We start from the raw sequence: 19,167 nt of genomic DNA, 5'->3' as shown, positions 1-19,167 counted from the left end.
ACCATGACTGTATTTCCCGTTAAACACAGCAAATTATTGTGCCAGCCCGAGCATCTGTTGCCACGCAGCGAACTGGTACAGCTGATTCAAAAGCTGACACAGAATCTGGTTAACATCACCGATGAGACAGGCGAATTTTTATTACGGCTTGACGATGGCCGGGTGATTGATACCAAAGGCTGGGCGGGTTGGGAATGGACACACGGCATCGGTCTGTATGGCATGCTGCACTACTATCAGCAGACCGGTGACCAGCAGACGCTGGCGATCATTGATGAGTGGTTTACGCAGCGTCTGGCGGAAGGCACGCCGACCAAAAATGTGAATACCGTTTGTCCTTTTCTGACGCTGGCCTACCGTTACGAAGAGACCGGGAACCCGGCCTGGGTGCCGGTGCTGGAGCGCTGGGCAGAATGGGTCATGTATGAGATGCCGCGTACCGAACAGGGCGGCCTGCAGCACATTGTCTATAACAACGAAAACCCGCAGCAGCTCTGGGACGATACGCTGATGATGAGCGTGATGGCGCTGGCTAAAATTGGCCAGTTGCTGAAGCGCGATGAGTGGATTGAAGAAGCGAGTTATCAGTTCCTGCTGCACACCCAGTATTTGATGGATCGCAAAACCGGCTTATGGTTCCACGGCTGGAACTTTGACGGCCGCCATAACTTTGCTGATGCACGCTGGGCGCGCGGTAACAGCTGGGTGACGATTGTCATTCCCGACTTCCTGGAGATGATGAACTGGCCTGAGCATCACGCTACCCGCCGTTTTCTGCAGCAGGTGCTTGAGACCCAGGTTAAAGCGCTCAGGGAGTGTCAGCACAGCAGCGGATTGTGGCACACCCTGCTTGATGATCCGCACAGCTACCCGGAAGCCTCCGCCACCGCCGGGTTTGCTTATGGCATTCTGAAAGGGGTTCGCAAGCGTTATCTGCCCGCGGAATATCGCGAAGTGGCAGAAAAAGCGTTGCGCGGCGTGATTGCCAATATTGATGACGATGGCGAGTTAAAACAGGTCTCCTTTGGAACCGCAATGGGCAAGGATCTGGATTACTACCGCACGGTTCCTCTGACCTCTATGCCCTACGGCCAGGCGATGGCCCTGCTATGCCTGACAGAGTATCTGCGCGTTTACCTCTGAATCCCGGCCAAAAAAAAGCCCCGCTAAGCGGGGCTTTTTCATCGCTGTAAATCATTACATGCTGCGGATGTAATCATCCATATCGGTTTTCAGGTTATCGGACTTAGTCCCGAAAATCGCCTGCACACCGGAACCGGCTACCACCACGCCACGGGCGCCGAGGTTTTTCAGTTCAGTCTGATCCACTTTCGCCACATCGGCGACGCTGACACGTAAACGGGTGATACAGGCATCCAGGTTGGTGATGTTCTCTTTACCACCAAACGCCGCCACCAGTTTGCCCGCCATCTCTGTACCGGTCGCGGTAGATTGCTCGCTGCTGCTGCTCTCTTCACGGCCAGGTGTTTTCAGATCCAGCTTCGCGATCAGTACACGGAATATGGTGTAGTAAACCAGACCATAGATGATACCAACAATCGGGAACAGCCAGATTTTACTGCTGTTGCCGCTCAGGACGATAAAGTCGATCAGACCGTGAGAGAAACTGGTGCCATCACGCATCCCAAGCAGGATACAGATTGGGAATGCCAGACCCGCCAGCAGCGCATGGATCACATACAGGATTGGTGCCACGAACATGAATGAGAATTCAATCGGTTCGGTGATACCGGTCAGGAATGCGGTCAGCGCGGCGGAGATCATGATACCGCCCACTTTGGCGCGATTTTCAGGCTTCGCTGAATGCCAGATAGCAATCGCTGCCGCTGGCAGACCGTACATTTTGAACAGGAAGCCGCCAGAGAGTTTACCTGCGGTCGGGTCACCCGCCATATAGCGCGGGATATCACCGTGGAACACCTGACCTGCCGCATTGGTGTATTCACCGATCTGCATCTGGAAAGGAACGTTCCAGATGTGATGCAGACCAAATGGCACCAACGCACGTTCAATTACGCCATAAATACCAAAGGCGACAACCGGGTTTTGATAGGCAGCCCACTGTGAGAACTCCTGAATCGCGGAACCTATCGGTGGCCAGATAAAGGAGAGCAGCACGCCGAGAATGATAGCTGCCAGACCGGAAATAATCGGCACAAAACGCTTACCGGCAAAGAAGCCCAGATATTCTGGCAGCTTGATGCGGTAGAAGCGATTAAACATGTAAGCGGCGATGGAACCGGCGATAATACCGCCCAGTACCCCTGTGTCGGCGAGGTGTTTAGCCTCGATCTCCGCCGCAGGCAGATGCAGCACCAGCGGGGCAACCACCGCCATGGTTTTCACCATGATGCCATAGGCAACAACCGCTGCCAGCGCCGAAACGCCGTCATTATTGGTAAAGCCCAGCGCCACACCGATAGCGAAAATCAGCGGCATGTTGGCGAACACCGATCCACCCGCTTCTGCCATCACATGCGAAACCACTGCAGGTAACCAGCTGAAATTGGCTGAACCGACCCCTAACAAAATACCGGCAATCGGCAGAACCGATACCGGCAGCATCAGCGATTTACCGACCTTTTGAAGGTTGGCAAAAGCATTTTTGAACATAGCGTGAAGCTCCTGAGTAAGAGTGCATATTTGCGCAGTGCGCGTGGCAAAGAGGGAGGATTCTTTGCCGGGCTGGCGGTGACCGCCTTTTGATTTATTACGAAGGGTAAAATAATTCCCGATTTGTTACTTTGACGGGTATCACGTTTCGACAATCACAAGGGCGCACTTTACGAAATTTCTTACTGATCCGCACCAGTAATCGGCGATAAAAAGCTGACCCTGTCTGAAAAAACAGGGTCATATACGCAGGTTACAGATTAATTACAGAGGCTGAAATAATAGCTGATCAGGCGCCCAGCTGGCTCATCGGGATATGAAACAGCGTTGAGAAGTTTTGGGTTGTTGTGGCTGCCAGCGTTTCTAAATCCACCCCTTTTAGTACAGCCAGATATTCGGCAACATCGCGCGTATAAGCGGGCTGATTCTCTTTACCACGGAAAGGCACCGGGGCCAGATAAGGCGAATCCGTTTCCACCAGCATCCGATCCAGCGGCACATAGCGTGCGGCTTCACGTAACTGCTCGGCATTGCGGAATGTGACGATGCCGGAAAAAGAGATGTAGAAGCCCATATCCAGCAGTTTTGCTGCGGTGGGCTGATCCTCAGTGAAGCAGTGCAGCACGCCGCCGCAACGTTCAACCTGCTCTTCACGCAGAATCGCCAGCGTATCTTCGCGGGCATCACGGGTGTGAACAATGATCGGTTTGTTCAGCGCAATACCGGTACGGATATGTTCCCGGAACGAGCGCTGCTGCTGATCTTTCGTTTCTGGCTGATAGTGATAATCCAGCCCGGTTTCCCCCAGAGCCACCACCTGAGGATCGGCAGAGAGCCGACGAAACTCCTCAACATCATAGGCCTCTTCCTGATTCAGCGGATGCACACCGCAGGAGAGCGCTATATTTTTCCGTTCGCCGACCAGACTTTTAAGGGTATGAAAACCCGGCAGCGTGGTGGCGATTGCCAGCATAAATTTCACATCACGCGCCGCCGCTTTGGCGATTACATCATCCAGGTCACGATGGTTCTTTTCATAGTCCAGGCCATCAAGATGGCAATGGGAATCCACAATAAACATAATTACTCTCAGATAGGTTTAGCCGACAAGCGCGGGCTTCTGTTTGTCCGCCCAGCTCAGAAGCTGATCGGTCAGCAATAATTCGCGATTTACCGATGCCACATGCAGTAGCTGCTCGCGACAGCGCATCCACTCCTGGAGGCTGCTGTTGAGCGCGCTGGCTGAAAAGTATCCGGCCAGCAACTGCACCACATCCTGACGATCGATATTACTCAGCCACTGACCCGCATGTTGCTGCCACTTCATTGCATCCAGCAGCAAAGAGAGCAGCCAGCCGATACGCGCTGCCGCGTCGTCGGCGTTCAGCGCAGGCAGCAGTTGCAGGATGTCCTGCTGCAACGCAGCGGACAGCGCATCGCAGAGCTTCTGCCGGGCCTGCCACGGTCCGTTTTCCAGCAGGCTCAGCGCCGCACCGGGTGCACCTGCGCTCAGACGCAGAGCCGCCAGCAGCATCTGTTCGTCGTGCGCAGCGTGCTTCTTCAGCCAGAGCAGGCTTTGTCCTTCGTCCGGCGGCGTCAGATGCAGCGCCATGCAGCGGCTGCGCAGCGTGGCCAGCAGGCGCGAGGGATCGCGGCTGCTGAGGAAGAACCAGCTGTTGGCTGGCGGCTCTTCCAGCGTTTTCAGCAAGGCGTTGGCCGCCGCTTCCGAAAGCTGCGCGGCATCCGGCAGCCAGACCACTTTCGCGCCGCCCTGCTGACCAAAGTGGTACATTTTTTCCGTTACCTGCCGCACCGCGTCGATGCCCAGGGTACTTTTGCCCTTCTCCGCCTCAAGCCGATACCAGTCAGGATGGGTATTGGCCTGCATCAGCTGGCAACCGTGACACTGCCCGCAACTTTTCAGGCCATCCCGCTGCTGGCACATCAGCCAGCGGCTCATCCCCCAGACCAGCGCCTCATCGCCCATACCTGCCATCGCCTGGATCAACAACGCATGGTGAGCGCGATTCTCCTGATGCTGGCCAATTACCTGGCGATAAGGCTGATTCAGCCACGGATACCAGTTCATCACGCCTGCTCCGCCAGCCAGCCATTCAGCGCCGCCTGAAGTGACGATGTCACATCGGCCAGTGATTGTGTCGCATCGATGGTGATGATGGTGGGGTCCTCCGCTGCCAGCGCCAGATAGCGCGCGCGGGTGCGTTCAAAGAAACGCAATGACTCCTGCTCAATGCGATCCAGCTCACCGCGCGCACGGGCGCGCTGCAGACCGATGTCGGGTGTCACATCAAGATAGAGCGTGAGATCGGGGCGGAAATCGCCTAACACGGTATCACGCAGCGTCTGCATCAGACCGGCGTCAAGTCCACGTCCGCCCCCCTGATAAGCCTGAGAAGAGAGATCATGGCGGTCGCCGATCACCCAGGCACCGCGCGCCAGCGCCGGTTTAATGACCGTTTCCACCAGCTGAACCCGCGCCGCATAGAGCATCAGCAGTTCCGCTTTATCTGTAACCTGCTCGCCCTCAATACCCTGCTTAACCAGCACCCGCAGCTGTTCTGCCAGCGGCGTTCCGCCAGGCTCACGGGTAAAGACCAGATCGTGAATGCCACGGGCGCGCAGCGTGGCGACGATGGCGTCACGCGCGGTGGTTTTGCCGGCACCTTCCAGGCCTTCAATGACGATAAACTTACTGTTCATTTTTTTCCTTTAGCGTCTGCCGGTAAACCTGCACCGCCTTGTTATGGCTGGCAAGATTAGTCGTAAAGGTGTGGCCGCCCTTGCCGTCCGCAACAAAGTAGAGATAGTTGGTTTTCTCGGGATGAGCCGCTGCCTGCAGAGAGGCTTTACCCGGCATGGCGATCGGACCCGGCGGCAGACCGTTAATGATATAGGTATTGTAAGCGCTGGCCGTCTCAAGATCTTTGCGGGTCAGCGTCCCGTTATAGCTGTCGCCCATGCCATAGATGACGGTGGGATCGGTCTGTAACCGCATACCGGTGCGCAGGCGATTGATAAACACCGAGGCTACGCGCGCGCGCTCTTCGCTGACGCCGGTCTCTTTCTCAATGATTGAGGCCATGGTCACCAGATCCTGTGGGGTTTTATAGGGCAGATTATCCGCCCGTCCCTGCCACACCTCAGCAATGGTTTTTTTCATCCGCTCATGAGCGCGCTGCAGCAGCGCCATATCGGTGGTATTAGCCGTGTAGAGCCAGGTATCCGGGAAGAAGTTGCCCTCCAGCTGCTCAGGCTCCACTTTTAGTGCGCTGGCAAGGGTGGCGAACTGATCATCTTTCAGGGTATGCCGGATATAAGGCGCTTTGCGCAGCTCACTCAGCCACTCTTTCAGCCGCTGGCCTTCCACGAACCGCACCGGGAACTGCGCCTCTTTACCGCTGGCCAGCAGCTGTAACAGCGAACGCACCGTCATGGTCGGCTCAAGGCGATAGGTACCCGCCTTGAAGGTCGCCAGTTCAGGTTCCAGACGCAGCAGCGCGCCAAACCAGATACTGTGCGGAATAATCTTCTGCTCTTCCAGCTGCGCTTCAAGTGCGACCCGGCCCGTGCCGGCAGGCAGCGTGTAGATCGTTTCCTGCTGCAGGGTTAACGGGGTGGCCGCAAACCGCTTAACCTGCCAGTAACTCAGCACAGCCGCGAGACCCACGATCGCCAGCAGGCTGACGACGATTTTTTTGCTTCGAATCATGATGCATCCATTATCTTTTCACAGCTTGCGCGCAACTGATTAAACAGCGAACGCTCAGTAAACTCTACCGCTTCTATCTGTCGGACCGGCAGGACCGGCATCAGCGCGTTACATATCACCACTTCATCGGCGGCCAGCAGCTGCGCCGGTTCGCTTTTTATTACCTGGCAAGCCTGGCCTGCGGCAGCAAGTTGCGCCATCAGACTTCGCCGCATAATGCCATCCACACCCGACGCTGACAGATCAGGCGTGAAAATTTGCGAGCCCTGACGCCAGAATAAATTGGCCGCACAGCATTCCACCACCCAACCTTCAGTGTCAAGCACCAGCGCCTCGTCGGCGTCTGTCTGGTCAAGATGAGCTCTGATCATCACCTGCTCCAGACGATTAAGGTGCTTGATACCGGCAAACTGTGGATTACGTGCCAGACGGACCGGGCTGAGCCGGAGTGACACGCCACGCTGCTGTAAATCGGAGTAGTGTTGCGGCCAGGGCGCCAGCGAGACAATTCGCGTGGGTTCACCACAGCCGCGCCGGCTGTAGCCCCGTCCGCCGCTGCCGGCGCTGATAATCACTTTCAGCACCGCCTGGGTTTGTTGCTGCGCGGCCTGTCGCATTTCAGTCTCAAGCTGAAGCCAGTCGACGCCATCAATCCATAACCGCTCACAGCCCTCTTTGAGGCGCTGAATGTGACTTTCCAGCAGCACGATTTTACCCTGACGCACCGCGGCGGTAGTAAAACAGCCATCCCCAAACTGCAGGCCGCGGTCACTGGCGGCCAGCATCGATTGTTTTAACCCGTTAATCCACATGGTTCTCTCCTGAGCGTGACTCGTGATTTCAGCGCATTCTGCAGGATAAAAAAAGGCCCGCATCGCGGGCCTTTTTAGCAATCAACAACGATTACACTTTACGGAAGATCAACGAACCGTTGGTTCCGCCGAAACCGAAGGAGTTACACAGGGTGTACTCCAGACCGGGAACCTGACGCGCGGTGTGGGGCACGAAGTCGAGATCGCAGCCCTCATCCGGATTGTCGAGGTTAATGGTCGGTGGAACGGCCTGGTCGCGCAGCGCCAGAATCGAGTAGATCGATTCAACCGCGCCTGCCGCACCCAGTAAGTGTCCGGTCATTGATTTGGTCGAGCTCACCATCACGCTGCTGGCTGCTGCCCCAAAGACCGATTTCACCGCCCGCGCTTCCGCTTTATCACCCGCTGGCGTGGAGGTGCCGTGCGCGTTGACATAGCCGATCTGCTCTGGCGTAAGCTGAGCATCGCGCAATGCGTTGATCATTGCCGCCGCGGCGCCTGATCCATCTTCTGGTGGTGAAGTCATGTGGTAGGCATCGCTGCTCATACCAAAACCTACGATTTCCGCGTAGATTTTCGCACCACGTTTCTTCGCATGTTCATACTCTTCGAGTACCACAATGCCAGCGCCGTCACCCAGCACAAAACCGTCACGATCTTTATCCCACGGGCGGCTGGCCGCTTGCGGGTTTTCATTACGGGTTGAGAGAGCACGTGCTGCACCAAAGCCACCGACGCCTAATGGCGTACTGGCTTTCTCTGTGCCACCCGCCAGCATCACATCAGCATCGTTATAGGCGATGATGCGTGCGGCATGACCGATGTTATGCACACCAGAGGTACAGGCTGTCGCGATAGAGATGCTTGGACCTTTCAGGCCATACATGATGCTGAGATGACCCGCCACCATGTTAACGATGGTTGAAGGCACAAAAAATGGGCTGATTTTGCGCGGGCCGCCGTTGACCAGTGAAGTATGATTCTCTTCAATCAGACCTAAACCACCGATGCCGGAGCCAATTGCTGCGCCCATACGGCTTGCATTTTCGTCGGTAACAACCAGACCACTGTCCTGCATGGCCTGCATACCGGCCACAATGCCGTACTGGATGAAGGCATCCATCTTGCGCTGATCTTTGCGCGAGATGTAGTCATCACAATTAAAATCTCTTACCAGACCTGCAAAACGTGTTGCATAAGCACTGGTATCAAAATGGTCGATCAGGGTAATGCCGCTCTGACCGGCAAGGAGAGCACTCCAGGTAGACTCTACGGTATTGCCGACAGGAGACAACATGCCAAGACCAGTCACAACTACACGACGCTTAGACACGTTCGTCCTCCAGGGAGGGGAAATAGGGAACTATGTGGGACAAACAAAAAAATCAGGCGGTCGAGCGACCGCCTGAAGATATTCATTAGCCTTTATGGCTATTGATATAGTCGATCGCTGCCTGAACGGTAGTGATTTTCTCAGCTTCTTCGTCTGGAATCTCAGTATCAAACTCTTCTTCCAGAGCCATCACCAGCTCAACGGTATCAAGAGAATCGGCACCCAGGTCTTCTACGAAAGATGCAGAGTTGGTGACTTCTTCCTCTTTCACACCCAGCTGCTCACTGATGATTTTCTTAACGCGTTGTTCGATATCGCTCATACTATTTAATTTCCTATCAAAACTCGCTTTCGCGATGGTTTTCGTAGTGTATAAAATGGTGAAAAAGATGCAACAAAATCCCGGCTGGTCGAACCACGATTTTGCGTTATTTTGCGGTTCTAACCGCAAATAAAGCAAATCATTTCGTGATTTATCAGACCATGTACATTCCGCCGTTGACGTGCAGCGTTTCACCTGTGATGTAGGCTGCTTCGTCAGAGGCTAAAAATGCCACAGCATTGGCGATTTCCTGAGCATCGCCTAAGCGACCCGCAGGAACTTCCGCCAAAATACCGGAACGTTGATCTTCGTTCAGTGCCCGCGTCATGTCAGTCTCAATAAAGCCTGGAGCCACGACGTTGACGGTAATGCCACGTGACGCGATTTCGCGCGCCAGTGATTTGCTAAAGCCAATCAAACCCGCTTTTGCTGCCGCATAGTTTGCCTGGCCCGCATTACCCATGGTTCCAACAACGGAACCAATGGTGATGATACGGCCCACGCGCTTTTTCATCATGGCACGCAGGACCGCCTTGGAAAGGCGGAATACCGATGTGAGGTTGGTATCCAGGATATCCTCCCACTCATCGTCCTTCATGCGCATGAGAAGATTATCACGCGTAATGCCTGCATTATTGACTAAAATATCCACTTCGCCAAATTCAGCACGAATATTCTCTAAAACAGTGCTGATTGAGTCAGCGTCAGTCACATTCAGTAACAGGCCTTTGCCCTTGTCGCCAAGGTAAGCACTGATGGCGTCGGCGCCACTCTGGCTGGTTGCAGTTCCTACCACTTTAGCACCGCGTGCCGCCAGTGTTTCTGCAATCGCACGACCAATGCCGCGACTCGCGCCGGTAACCAGCGCAACTTTACCTTCAAAGCTCATGATTTTCCTCTTATTCCTTACCGAGTGCAGCCGTCAGGGATGCAGTATCGTTAACGGCAGCCGCTGTCAGGCTATCGACAATACGTTTCGTCAGTCCGGTCAGGACTTTACCTGGCCCCATCTCCAGGAGCTGCGTCACGCCCTGTGCTGCCATCGCTTCCACGCTCTCGGTCCAGCGAACCGGGCTGTAGAGCTGACGGACAAGCGCATGGCGGATGGCCGCAGCGTCGGTTTCAGCTTTCACATCGACGTTGTTGATCACCGGTACCGCAGGCGCGTTAAAGGTGATGCTCTCCAGCGCCACCGCCAGTTTATCGGCCGCAGGCTTCATCAGTGCGCAGTGAGAAGGAACGCTGACCGGCAGTGGCAAGGCACGCTTAGCGCCCGCTGCTTTACAGGCGGCACCCGCACGTTCAACGGCTTCTTTGTTACCCGCAATAACCACCTGGCCCGGCGAGTTAAAGTTAACCGGTGAGACAACCTGACCCTGCGCGCTCTCTTCACAGGCTTTGCGGATAGCCGCGTCATCCAGGCCAATAATCGCCTGCATCGCGCCAGTGCCTTCAGGCACCGCTTCCTGCATCAGTTTGCCGCGCAGTTCAACCAGCTTCACTGCATCCGCAAAATTAAGCACACCCGCGCAAACCAGCGCTGAATATTCACCCAGGCTGTGACCGGCCATCAGGGCTGGCTGTTCACCGCCCTGCTGCTGCCAGACACGGTAGATTGCCACGGAGGCGGCTAACAGTGCAGGCTGAGTCTGCCAGGTTTTGTTCAGCTCTTCAGCCGGACCCTGACTTACTAATTGCCACAGATCATATCCCAGCGCGTCAGAGGCTTCACGGAAGGTCTCTTCTACCAGCGGATACGTTGCCGCTAATTCAGTCAGCATGCCCACGGTCTGTGAACCCTGACCGGGGAAAACAAATGCAAATTGCGTCATTTTTCGTTCCTGTCAATCAAAAGCGAACCAGCGCAGAACCCCAGGTGAATCCACCACCAAAGGCTTCCAGCAGAATAAGGTGTCCGGGTTTGATGCGGCCATCACGGACCGCTTCATCCAGTGCGCTTGGCACCGATGCGGCAGAGGTATTGCCATGACGATCCAGTGTGACGACCACTTTATCCATGGTCATGCCGAGTTTTTTCGCGGTGGCGCTGATAATGCGCAGGTTCGCCTGATGCGGCACCAGCCAGTCCAGCATTTCACGATCGAGATTATTGGCCTGCAGCGTTTCATCAACGATGTGAGCCAGCTCGGTGACGGCAACCTTGAAGACTTCGTTGCCTGACATGGTGACATAAGCGGGCTGATCCTGATGCGCACGATCCTGATAAGGCAGCGTCAGCAGCTGTGAATAGCGACCATCAGCATGAAGATGGGTAGAGATGATCCCCTGCTCTTCGCTCTGACCCAGCACGACCGCGCCAGCACCATCGCCAAACAGGATGATCGTGCCGCGATCTTCCGGATCAAGTGCGCGTGCCAGGACATCAGCACCAATCACCAGAGCATGTTTCACTGCGCCATTTTTAATGTATTGATCGGCCACGCTCAGTGCATAGGTGAAACCTGCACAGGCGGCAGCGAGGTCAAACGCCGCGCAGTCTTTGATTTCCAGCATTTGCTGGATCATGCAGGCAGAGCTGGGGAAGGCATGGCTGGAAGAGGTTGTGGCGACAATAATCAGCCCAACATCGTTCGCTTCAATGCCTGCCATTTCAAGGGCGCGTTGCGCCGCACTGAATCCCATGGTGGCGACGGTTTCGTCAGGCGCAGCAATACGGCGCTCGCGGATGCCGGTACGGGTAACAATCCACTCGTCCGACGTCTCCACCATTTTTTCCAGATCGGCATTGGTGCGGATCTGGCTTGGCAGATAACTGCCCGTACCGATAATTTTGGTATACATCTAGGCTTTGTCACTCCTGGCTAATACAGCATCAAGGCGCGCAGCAATTCGCTCGGGAATTTGCTGCCTCACCGCCTGCTCTGCCTGTTCTATCGCCACAGCGAAGGCGTATTGATTTGCCGCACCGTGACTCTTGATCACTGTTCCGCGCAATCCTAACAGACAAGCGCCATTGTACTGGTCAGGGTGGAGATGCCCGAAGCGCTTCGTCAGACGTTTCTGAATCCAGCGTCCCAGCAACTGAAGCCACCATGACCGTTTTTTACCTTCCCCTGATGACTTCAGCAGAGAAAGAAACATTCTTACCACGCCTTCCATAGTCTTCAGCGTGACGTTTCCGACAAAACCGTCACAGACCATCACATCCGTTTTACCGGTGAGCAGTTCGTTACCTTCAAGGTAACCAATATAGTTGATTTGCGGTGATTCTCGCAGCACTGCCGCGGCGTCGCGGATCGTTTCCAGCCCTTTGGTCTCTTCATGACCAATATTGAGCAACGCGACACGGGGCCGTGCAATACCAAGCACATGCTCAGCCATTACCGACCCCATTACAGCAAACTGCACCAGCATGGCACTGTCTGAGCCCACATTTGCGCCCAGATCCAGCACCACGGTTTTACCCTGTTGCTGGTGCGGTAAAACGGACATCAGCGCCGGACGTTTAATGCCATCCAGCGGTTTTAATAAGAGTGTCGACAGCCCCATCAGCGCACCGGTATTCCCGGCGCTGATGCAGGCCTGCGCACGTCCCTCTTTAACCATCTCCAGTGCCACACGCATTGAGCTGCCGCGACTGTTGCGGATGGCCTGAGCGGGCCGCGCATCACTTGCAATAACCGATTCGGCAGGGATGACCTGCAAACGCCCCATCAGGGAGGAATCCGCTTTGGCAAGCAATGGCATGAGAGTGTCGGGATGTCCGACCAGAAGAAGGAATAGTTCCGAATGAGAGGCCAGTGCCTGCAATGCTGCAGGCACTGTCACGCAGGGACCGAAGTCCCCGCCCATGGCATCAATCGCCAGGGTCAAACGTGTCAAGGTATCGCCTTGCTAAGCAAGAAACTTACTTAACGATAACCTTGCGACCGCGGTAGTAACCGTCCGCAGTGATGTGGTGACGCAGATGAGTTTCGCCAGAAACTTTATCTACTGACAGAGCAGCAGTGGTCAGCGCATCGTGCGAACGACGCATACCACGCTTAGAACGGGTGGGTTTATTCTGTTGTACGGCCATGGACCTTACTCCTATTACTTACGCTTTAAACTGGCTAATACGGCAAATGGATTTGGTTTCTCCACCTCTGCAGGCAGTTTACCAAAGACCATGTCCGCCTCGGACACTTCACAGTGTTCAGAATCGTGCACCGGAACGACCGGCAGCGCGAGAATAATTTCATCCTCGACAACCGCCAGCAGATCGATCTCACCAAACTCGTTGACATCGACCGGCTCGTACGCTTCCGGCAATGCCTCGGCCTGCTCTTCAGAAGAGACAGGGCTGAAGCAGTAACTCACTTTTACGTGATGAGGAAAGGTCTGGTTGCAGCGCTGGCAACGCAACGTCACTTGTACTTCAGCAGTACCCGTCAGTACTGCCAGACGTTGGTTATCAACCGCAAACGACATGGCACAATCCACATCACTGTCCACACTAACGACCGACTCGGCCACACGCTCCACCTGTACAGATGTGTAGACACCCTGATAATCAAGGCGCTTCTGAGCAGTGCGGACAGGGTCCAGCGTTAGGGGTAATTTTACCTTTTGCATAGGGCGCGCATATTAACTTTGTAATGTCATAGAGTCAAAGAAAAAGGCCGTTAAACAGCATCTTTCAACCACTATTCGCATCCAGTGCGGCGCACAGTTTAAAATGACTGTCACCAATTCGCTATCACTATTGAAAAAAAATGACGCCATCGATTCTTTTAGCTTCAACCTCGCCCTTTCGGCAGGCATTACTGCATAAACTGGGCCTGCCTTTTATTACCGCCGCGCCTGAGGTTGATGAGTCACCTCAGCCCGATGAAACCGCTGAAGTGCTGGTGACCCGTCTTGCCGTGGCTAAAGCGCAGGCGCTGGCAAAAACGTATCCCAGCCACTGGATAATCGGCTCCGACCAGGTTTGCGTGCTGGATGGCGCAATCGCCGGTAAGCCTCACACGGCTGAGAATGCGCGGGCGCAACTGCGTGCCGCCAGCGGAAAAGCCATTACCTTTTATACCGGTCTGGCGCTATTTCATCCGGCCAGTGGCACGCTGCTGCACTGCTGTGAGCCCTTTGTGGTTCATTTCCGCACGTTAACTGACGCTGAAATCAGCGGCTATGTGGAAAAGGAGCAGCCGCTTCAGTGTGCGGGCAGTTTTAAAAGTGAAGGTCTGGGGATTTGTCTGTTTGATCGGCTGGAGGGACGCGATCCCAATACGCTGGTCGGGCTGCCGTTGATCGCGCTCAATGAGATGTTGCAGCAGGCCGGCATCAATCCTTTAACGAACTGATGCCGGAGAGATTACGCTTTCCGCTGACGCAGCTTAAGCAGGCATTGCTTCAGGCCATCATCCAGTGGCGCTTCGACCCGCATCACTTCGCCAGTGCCGGGATGCGTAAAGGTCAGCGCCGCAGCATGCAGGAAAAGGCGTTTTAAACCGGTTGCCGCCAGCTGACTGTCAAACTCACGTTCTCCGTAGCGATCGTCGAAGGCAATGGGATGCCCGGCATGCTGCGTATGGACGCGAATCTGATGGGTACGACCGGTGACCGGGCTCGCTTTCACCAGCGTGGCAAACTCAAACCGCTCTTCTACTTTAAAGCGGGTTTCTGAGGCTTTGCCTTCGCTGCTGACGCGCACCACGCGCTCACCGCTTTGCAGGATGTTTTTCAGCAGCGGCGCCTGAACCACCTTCAGGTGTGACGGCCAGTTGCCGCGCACCAGGGCCAGATAATCTTTCTGCATCCCCTTTTCACGCAGTTGCTCATGAAGAGAACGCAGCGCCGAACGCTTTTTAGCGACCAGCAGAATGCCGGAGGTGTCACGATCCAGGCGATGCACCAGCTCCAGAAAGCGCGCTTCCGGTCGCAGGGCACGTAACCCTTCAATCACCCCGAAGCTGAGTCCGCTACCGCCATGCACGGCTGTGCCGGAAGGCTTGTTCATCACCAGCAGCGACTCATCCTCAAACAGGATGGCATCGGCCAGTGACGCCACTTTCGCCAGTTTGGGGGAAACGGCATCTTCATCGCGTTCCGCTACCCGAACCGGCGGAATGCGCACCTCATCGCCCTCCTCCAGCTTATATTCTGGCTTGACGCGCTTTTTATTCACCCGCACCTCGCCTTTGCGAACGATGCGATAAATCATGCTTTTGGGCACACCCTTGAGCTGGGTGCGCAAAAAGTTATCAATGCGTTGTCCGGCATTTTCAGCCGTGATGGCGACAAAATGTACGCCGGGATTCTCTGTTTTCATGGCGGCGATTCTAAATAGTGTCCCCTGATAGCGCCACCCCTTTTTCTGTGCTTAACTCTGGAGTTGATGTGACGGCAGGTCGCCTCTCTGCTGGCTTTTTCAGCAAAGCGCTGTTTTGTCCGACACATTAGCGATTTAAATGTAAAGAAACTTCACAAGCTGGCTAAAGTCGCCTTGCTATATGAAGGTTAGCAATGGAATAATGCTTGAGTTTCTTACCTGAACCATTTCAGGGCAGAAAAAGAGCGAAATTGTCATTTTGCCGGATTGAGCAGACACGCAGCAATGGCGTAAGACGTAATGCGAAATCAGGCACTTAGCGGGCTGCGGGTTGCGGCCTGGACAACAGTATGGGATGCACGGGTTTTCTTTATTCTCTCAGGCATTTCCACTATCTGGTGCTGTTTTCCCTTATGAAAAACAGGCCACCGACGTTATTTGCGCCCCTCGCGCGGTCGACAGCCGTGAGGTTGACGACATTGCACTAAGTCACGGGGCCATCGGTTGATACTCGTCCAGGGTAACTATGCCCGCAGCTGTAATCACTCATGAAAGAATAACGAGTAAGTCACGATGAAAAGAATGTTAATAAACGCAACTCAGCAGGAGGAGTTGCGCGTTGCCCTGGTTGACGGTCAGCGTCTGTACGATCTGGATATTGAAAGTCCTGGACACGAGCAGAAAAAAGCCAACATTTACAAAGGTAAAATCACTCGCATTGAACCCAGCCTTGAAGCTGCGTTTGTCGATTACGGCGCAGAGCGTCACGGTTTCCTCCCGTTAAAAGAAATCTCCCGCGAATACTTCCCCTCCAGCTATAACGCGCATGGTCGTCCGAATATTAAAGACGTGCTGCGTGAAGGTCAGGAAGTCATTGTTCAGATCGATAAAGAAGAACGCGGCAATAAAGGCGCTGCGCTGACCACCTTTATCTCTCTGGCGGGCAGCTATCTGGTACTGATGCCGAACAACCCACGTGCAGGCGGTATCTCTCGCCGTATCGAAGGTGACGATCGTACCGAGCTGAAAGAAGCCCTGTCGGCGCTGGAACTGCCGGAAGGCATGGGCCTGATTGTCCGTACTGCGGGCGTCGGTAAATCAGCCGAATCGCTGCAGTGGGATTTAAGCTTCCGTCTAAAACACTGGGAAGCGATCAAGAAAGCCGCTGAAAACCGCCCTGCTCCGTTCCTGATCCATCAGGAAAGTAACGTGATTGTGCGTGCCTTCCGCGACTATCTGCGTCAGGACATCGGTGAAATCCTTATCGATAACCCGAAAGTACTGGAACTGGCGCGTCAGCATATCGCTGCGCTGGGCCGTCCGGACTTCAGCAGCAAAATTAAGCTCTACACCGGTGAAATCCCGCTGTTCAGCCACTATCAGATCGAATCGCAAATCGAATCCGCTTTCCAGCGTGAAGTCCGCCTGCCTTCCGGTGGCTCGATTGTGATCGACAGTACCGAAGCGCTGACCGCTATCGATATCAACTCAGCACGTGCAACACGCGGCGGTGATATCGAAGAGACGGCGTTCAACACCAACCTTGAAGCGGCCGATGAGATTGCTCGTCAGTTGCGTCTGCGTGACCTGGGCGGCCTGATCGTTATCGATTACATCGATATGACGCCAGTACGCCATCAGCGCGCGGTTGAGAATCGTCTGCGTGAAGCTGTCCGTCAGGACCGCGCCCGCATTCAGATCAGCCACATTTCACGTTTCGGCCTGCTGGAGATGTCCCGTCAGCGTCTGAGCCCGTCATTAGGTGAATCCAGTCATCACGTCTGCCCACGCTGTAGCGGCACCGGCACCATCCGTGATAACGAGTCACTGGCGCTGTCGATCCTGCGTCTGATTGAAGAAGAAGCGCTGAAAGACAACACCAAAGAAGTTCACGCCATTGTTCCGGTTCAGGTGGCCTCTTACCTGCTGAATGAAAAACGTGAAGCGGTTAACGCTATTGAAACACGCCAGGGTGGCGTGCGGGCTATCATCGTTCCTGATGACAAGATGCAGACCCCACACTACTCCGTGCTGCGCGTGCGCAAAGGCGAAGAGACGCAGACCCTGAGCTATCATCTGCCGAAGCTGCATGAAGCCGAAATGGCGATGCCGTCGGAAGAGGAACATGCTGAACGTCGTCGTCCTGAGCAGCCTGCTCTGGCCGCGTTTGTAATGCCTGATGCGCCTCCGGCACCGGTAGAAGTTGAGCCAGAAGCGCAACGCGCTGAAGCCCAGCCAGCCGCAAAATCAGCACCTGCTGTGGCTGCGCCTGCTACCGTCAGCACCGGCTTCTTTGGCCGTCTGCTTGGTGGCCTGAAAAAAATGTTCGCAGGCGAAGAAGCCCCTGCCGCTGCCCCCGTGGCCACTGAGGTTGCAGAACCGCAGAAAGCGCCTGAAAGCGAGCAGGAAAACGGCAACGGCCGTGGCGAGCGCCGCAGCAACAATAACAACCGTCGTAACAATAATCGTCGTGAGCGTACGCCGCGTAACGGAGATAACGCGCAGTCGCGTGAAGGCCGCGAACCACGCGAAAACCGTGAGCCTCGTGAAAACCGCGAACCTCGTGAAAGTCGTGAACCGCGCGAAAGTCGCGAGCCACGTGAAAATCGCGAGCCGCGCGAGGGTAACGATAATCGCCGTAACAAGCGTCAGTCCCAGGCTGGTGAAGTGCGTGAAGAGCGTCCGGCACTGAGCGAAGAAGCGCGCCAGCAGCGTGATGAGCAGCAGCAACAGCGCCGTGAACAGCGTGCTGAGCGTCAGCGTCGTCGTCAGGAAGAGAAACGCGCCGGTGAAGAAGCCGCCAAAGTGGCTGAGCAGCCGGTAGTGGTAGCCGACGTTCCGGACGTGACCGAGCCGCAGGATGATGAGCGCGTACAGGTTATGCCGCGTCGCAAGCCGCGTCAGCTGAACCAGAAGGTGCGTGTTGATGATAACCGTCCACCTATGCCAGCCGAAGCCAGCGACTTTGCCCAGCCGGCTGAAGTGCGTCAGCCTCAGCAGACAGACGTGGCTCAGCCGCAGCCTGAGATCCAGGCACCGCAGGGTGAAGAGCAGGATGACAACGACAACCGTGATAACGCCAATATGCCGCGTCGTTCACGTCGTTCGCCTCGTCATCTGCGCGTCAGCGGACAGCGTCGTCGTCGTTACCGTGATGAGCGTTATCCGACTCAGTCAGCAATGCCGCTTGCCGCTGCAGCTGCATCACCAGAGATGGCATCCGGTAAAGTCTGGATCCGTTACCCGGTGAGCCAGGCCAGCGAAGAGCAGGTTCAGAATGTGACTCACGAGACGCCAGCGTACAACCGCGAAGAGACAGCAGACGCCGCCAGTGCACAGCCCATTGCTGCAGCTGTTGAATCTGTTGCTCAGGAGGCGCCAGTGCAACAGGCCGAGCCGCAGGCAGAAACGCCAGTGCCGGTTGTGAATACTGACGATACCCGTGCTATCGACGCGCCGGTTGACGAGCAGCCTTCCGTTGTTCCGGCGGCAGATGAAGCAAAAGCGGAAGCGGTAGCAGCCGAAGCCGTGCCTGCTGAGCCTGTCACCGAAGCGCCGGTTGTGACACATGCGGTTGAGACTGCACAGCCTGCAGCGGTTGCAGAAGAAGCACAGCCTTCAGAGGTTGCTGAGCAATCGGCTACCGACGTCAGCGAAGCGATCGCAGCAGAAGTTGAAGAAGTTCTGAATGCGCCAGTCGCTGCTGAAGCTGAAACAGCGCCAGTTCGTGAACCTCATGCTCCGGTGGCCGCACGCGATGTCGCCCCTGCAGCACCGGTCACTGCGGCCGAACCTGTTGCATCAGTGCCTGCAACGGCATCCGAGCCTGCAACTGCCTCAGTGCCGAATGACGGTACGCGCTGGAAGCATTTTGCCTCTGCGCCGATGACTAAAGCGCCTGCGCCAGTCTGGCAGTCAGAACCGGCACCGCACAGTGACTGGGTGCGTGCACCTTATGAGTTCGACGGTCGCGGTTCTGCGGGTGGTCATAGCGCCACACATCATGCCACTGCCCCGGCGACCAAGCCGTAACGCATAAGCTGTTGTGAACTAAACCCCGGCCTG

Annotated in this window: 18 protein-coding genes; 3 read left to right on the top strand and 15 right to left on the bottom strand. The window is 55.5% G+C overall.

Going from position 1 to position 19,167, the window contains the following annotated elements:
* Positions 1–3 precede the first annotated feature (3 nt).
* Positions 4–1,143, top strand: a complete 1,140-nt coding sequence (locus tag AFL22_RS05270) for a glycoside hydrolase family 88 protein (RefSeq protein ID WP_010669859.1) — start codon at positions 4–6, stop codon at positions 1,141–1,143.
* 54 nt (positions 1,144–1,197) lie between these two features.
* Here the strand turns inward: AFL22_RS05270 and ptsG are convergent, their stop codons facing one another.
* The 14 genes from ptsG to yceD form a co-directional block, all read right to left on the bottom strand.
* A complete protein-coding gene (gene ptsG, locus AFL22_RS05265) occupies positions 1,198–2,634 on the bottom strand; it encodes a PTS glucose transporter subunit IIBC (protein WP_010669858.1) in 1,437 nt (478 codons plus the stop codon).
* A 289-nt stretch (positions 2,635–2,923) separates the two neighbouring features.
* Positions 2,924–3,715 (bottom strand): metal-dependent hydrolase, encoded by a 792-nt coding sequence (locus tag AFL22_RS05260; protein ID WP_033757273.1) that lies wholly within the window; start codon positions 3,713–3,715, stop codon positions 2,924–2,926.
* Between the two features lie 18 nt (positions 3,716–3,733).
* Positions 3,734–4,723, bottom strand: a complete 990-nt coding sequence (gene holB, locus AFL22_RS05255) for a DNA polymerase III subunit delta' (RefSeq protein ID WP_052270910.1) — start codon at positions 4,721–4,723, stop codon at positions 3,734–3,736.
* The gene (tmk, locus tag AFL22_RS05250; protein ID WP_052270909.1) at positions 4,723–5,355 is read right to left on the bottom strand and encodes a dTMP kinase; all 633 of its coding nucleotides are present in this window, start codon (positions 5,353–5,355) and stop codon (positions 4,723–4,725) included. Before tmk ends, holB begins: the two co-directional genes overlap by 1 nt.
* On the bottom strand, positions 5,345–6,364 hold the full coding sequence (gene yceG / locus AFL22_RS05245; protein ID WP_010246324.1) for a cell division protein YceG: 1,020 nt from the start codon (positions 6,362–6,364) through the stop codon (positions 5,345–5,347). The genes tmk and yceG overlap by 11 nt, the downstream gene beginning before the upstream one ends.
* Entirely contained in the window at positions 6,361–7,176 is an 816-nt protein-coding gene (pabC, locus tag AFL22_RS05240; protein ID WP_050680209.1) for an aminodeoxychorismate lyase, read from the bottom strand. Before pabC ends, yceG begins: the two co-directional genes overlap by 4 nt.
* A 91-nt stretch (positions 7,177–7,267) precedes the next feature.
* Positions 7,268–8,509, bottom strand: coding sequence for a beta-ketoacyl-ACP synthase II (gene fabF / locus AFL22_RS05235; protein WP_022625869.1), 1,242 nt, complete (start codon positions 8,507–8,509; stop codon positions 7,268–7,270).
* Between the two features lie 85 nt (positions 8,510–8,594).
* A complete protein-coding gene (gene acpP / locus AFL22_RS05230) occupies positions 8,595–8,831 on the bottom strand; it encodes an acyl carrier protein (RefSeq protein ID WP_003849865.1) in 237 nt (78 codons plus the stop codon).
* Positions 8,832–8,985: 154 nt separating this feature from the next.
* Positions 8,986–9,720, bottom strand: a complete 735-nt coding sequence (fabG, locus tag AFL22_RS05225) for a 3-oxoacyl-ACP reductase FabG (RefSeq protein WP_010246337.1) — start codon at positions 9,718–9,720, stop codon at positions 8,986–8,988.
* A 10-nt stretch (positions 9,721–9,730) separates the two neighbouring features.
* A complete protein-coding gene (gene fabD / locus AFL22_RS05220; RefSeq protein WP_010669852.1) occupies positions 9,731–10,663 on the bottom strand; it encodes an ACP S-malonyltransferase in 933 nt (310 codons plus the stop codon).
* A 16-nt stretch (positions 10,664–10,679) separates the two neighbouring features.
* A complete protein-coding gene (locus tag AFL22_RS05215; RefSeq protein WP_010246341.1) occupies positions 10,680–11,633 on the bottom strand; it encodes a beta-ketoacyl-ACP synthase III in 954 nt (317 codons plus the stop codon).
* Positions 11,634–12,674: a phosphate acyltransferase PlsX gene (gene plsX / locus AFL22_RS05210; protein WP_052270908.1), complete on the bottom strand. Its 1,041-nt coding sequence runs from the start codon at positions 12,672–12,674 to the stop codon at positions 11,634–11,636. It abuts the gene before it with no gap.
* 25 nt (positions 12,675–12,699) lie between these two features.
* A complete protein-coding gene (rpmF, locus tag AFL22_RS05205; RefSeq protein WP_003849870.1) occupies positions 12,700–12,870 on the bottom strand; it encodes a 50S ribosomal protein L32 in 171 nt (56 codons plus the stop codon).
* Between the two features lie 14 nt (positions 12,871–12,884).
* The gene (gene yceD, locus AFL22_RS05200) at positions 12,885–13,406 is read right to left on the bottom strand and encodes a 23S rRNA accumulation protein YceD (protein WP_010246346.1); all 522 of its coding nucleotides are present in this window, start codon (positions 13,404–13,406) and stop codon (positions 12,885–12,887) included.
* Positions 13,407–13,546: 140 nt separating this feature from the next.
* On the opposite strand from yceD, the gene AFL22_RS05195 reads away from it, so the two are divergent.
* Positions 13,547–14,134: a nucleoside triphosphate pyrophosphatase gene (locus tag AFL22_RS05195; RefSeq protein ID WP_052270907.1), complete on the top strand. Its 588-nt coding sequence runs from the start codon at positions 13,547–13,549 to the stop codon at positions 14,132–14,134.
* 11 nt (positions 14,135–14,145) lie between these two features.
* On the opposite strand, the gene rluC is transcribed toward AFL22_RS05195, so the two are convergent.
* Positions 14,146–15,102, bottom strand: a complete 957-nt coding sequence (rluC, locus tag AFL22_RS05190; RefSeq protein WP_052270906.1) for a 23S rRNA pseudouridine(955/2504/2580) synthase RluC — start codon at positions 15,100–15,102, stop codon at positions 14,146–14,148.
* 573 nt (positions 15,103–15,675) lie between these two features.
* On the opposite strand from rluC, the gene rne reads away from it, so the two are divergent.
* Positions 15,676–19,134, top strand: a complete 3,459-nt coding sequence (gene rne / locus AFL22_RS05185; RefSeq protein ID WP_052270905.1) for a ribonuclease E — start codon at positions 15,676–15,678, stop codon at positions 19,132–19,134.
* Positions 19,135–19,167 lie beyond the last annotated feature (33 nt).

Source organism: Pantoea sp. CFSAN033090, assembly GCF_001264395.1.
GTDB lineage: Bacteria > Pseudomonadota > Gammaproteobacteria > Enterobacterales > Enterobacteriaceae > Pantoea > Pantoea agglomerans.
Note: the sequence above shows the minus strand (reverse complement) of the source record. Positions and strands in the feature narration are given on the sequence as shown.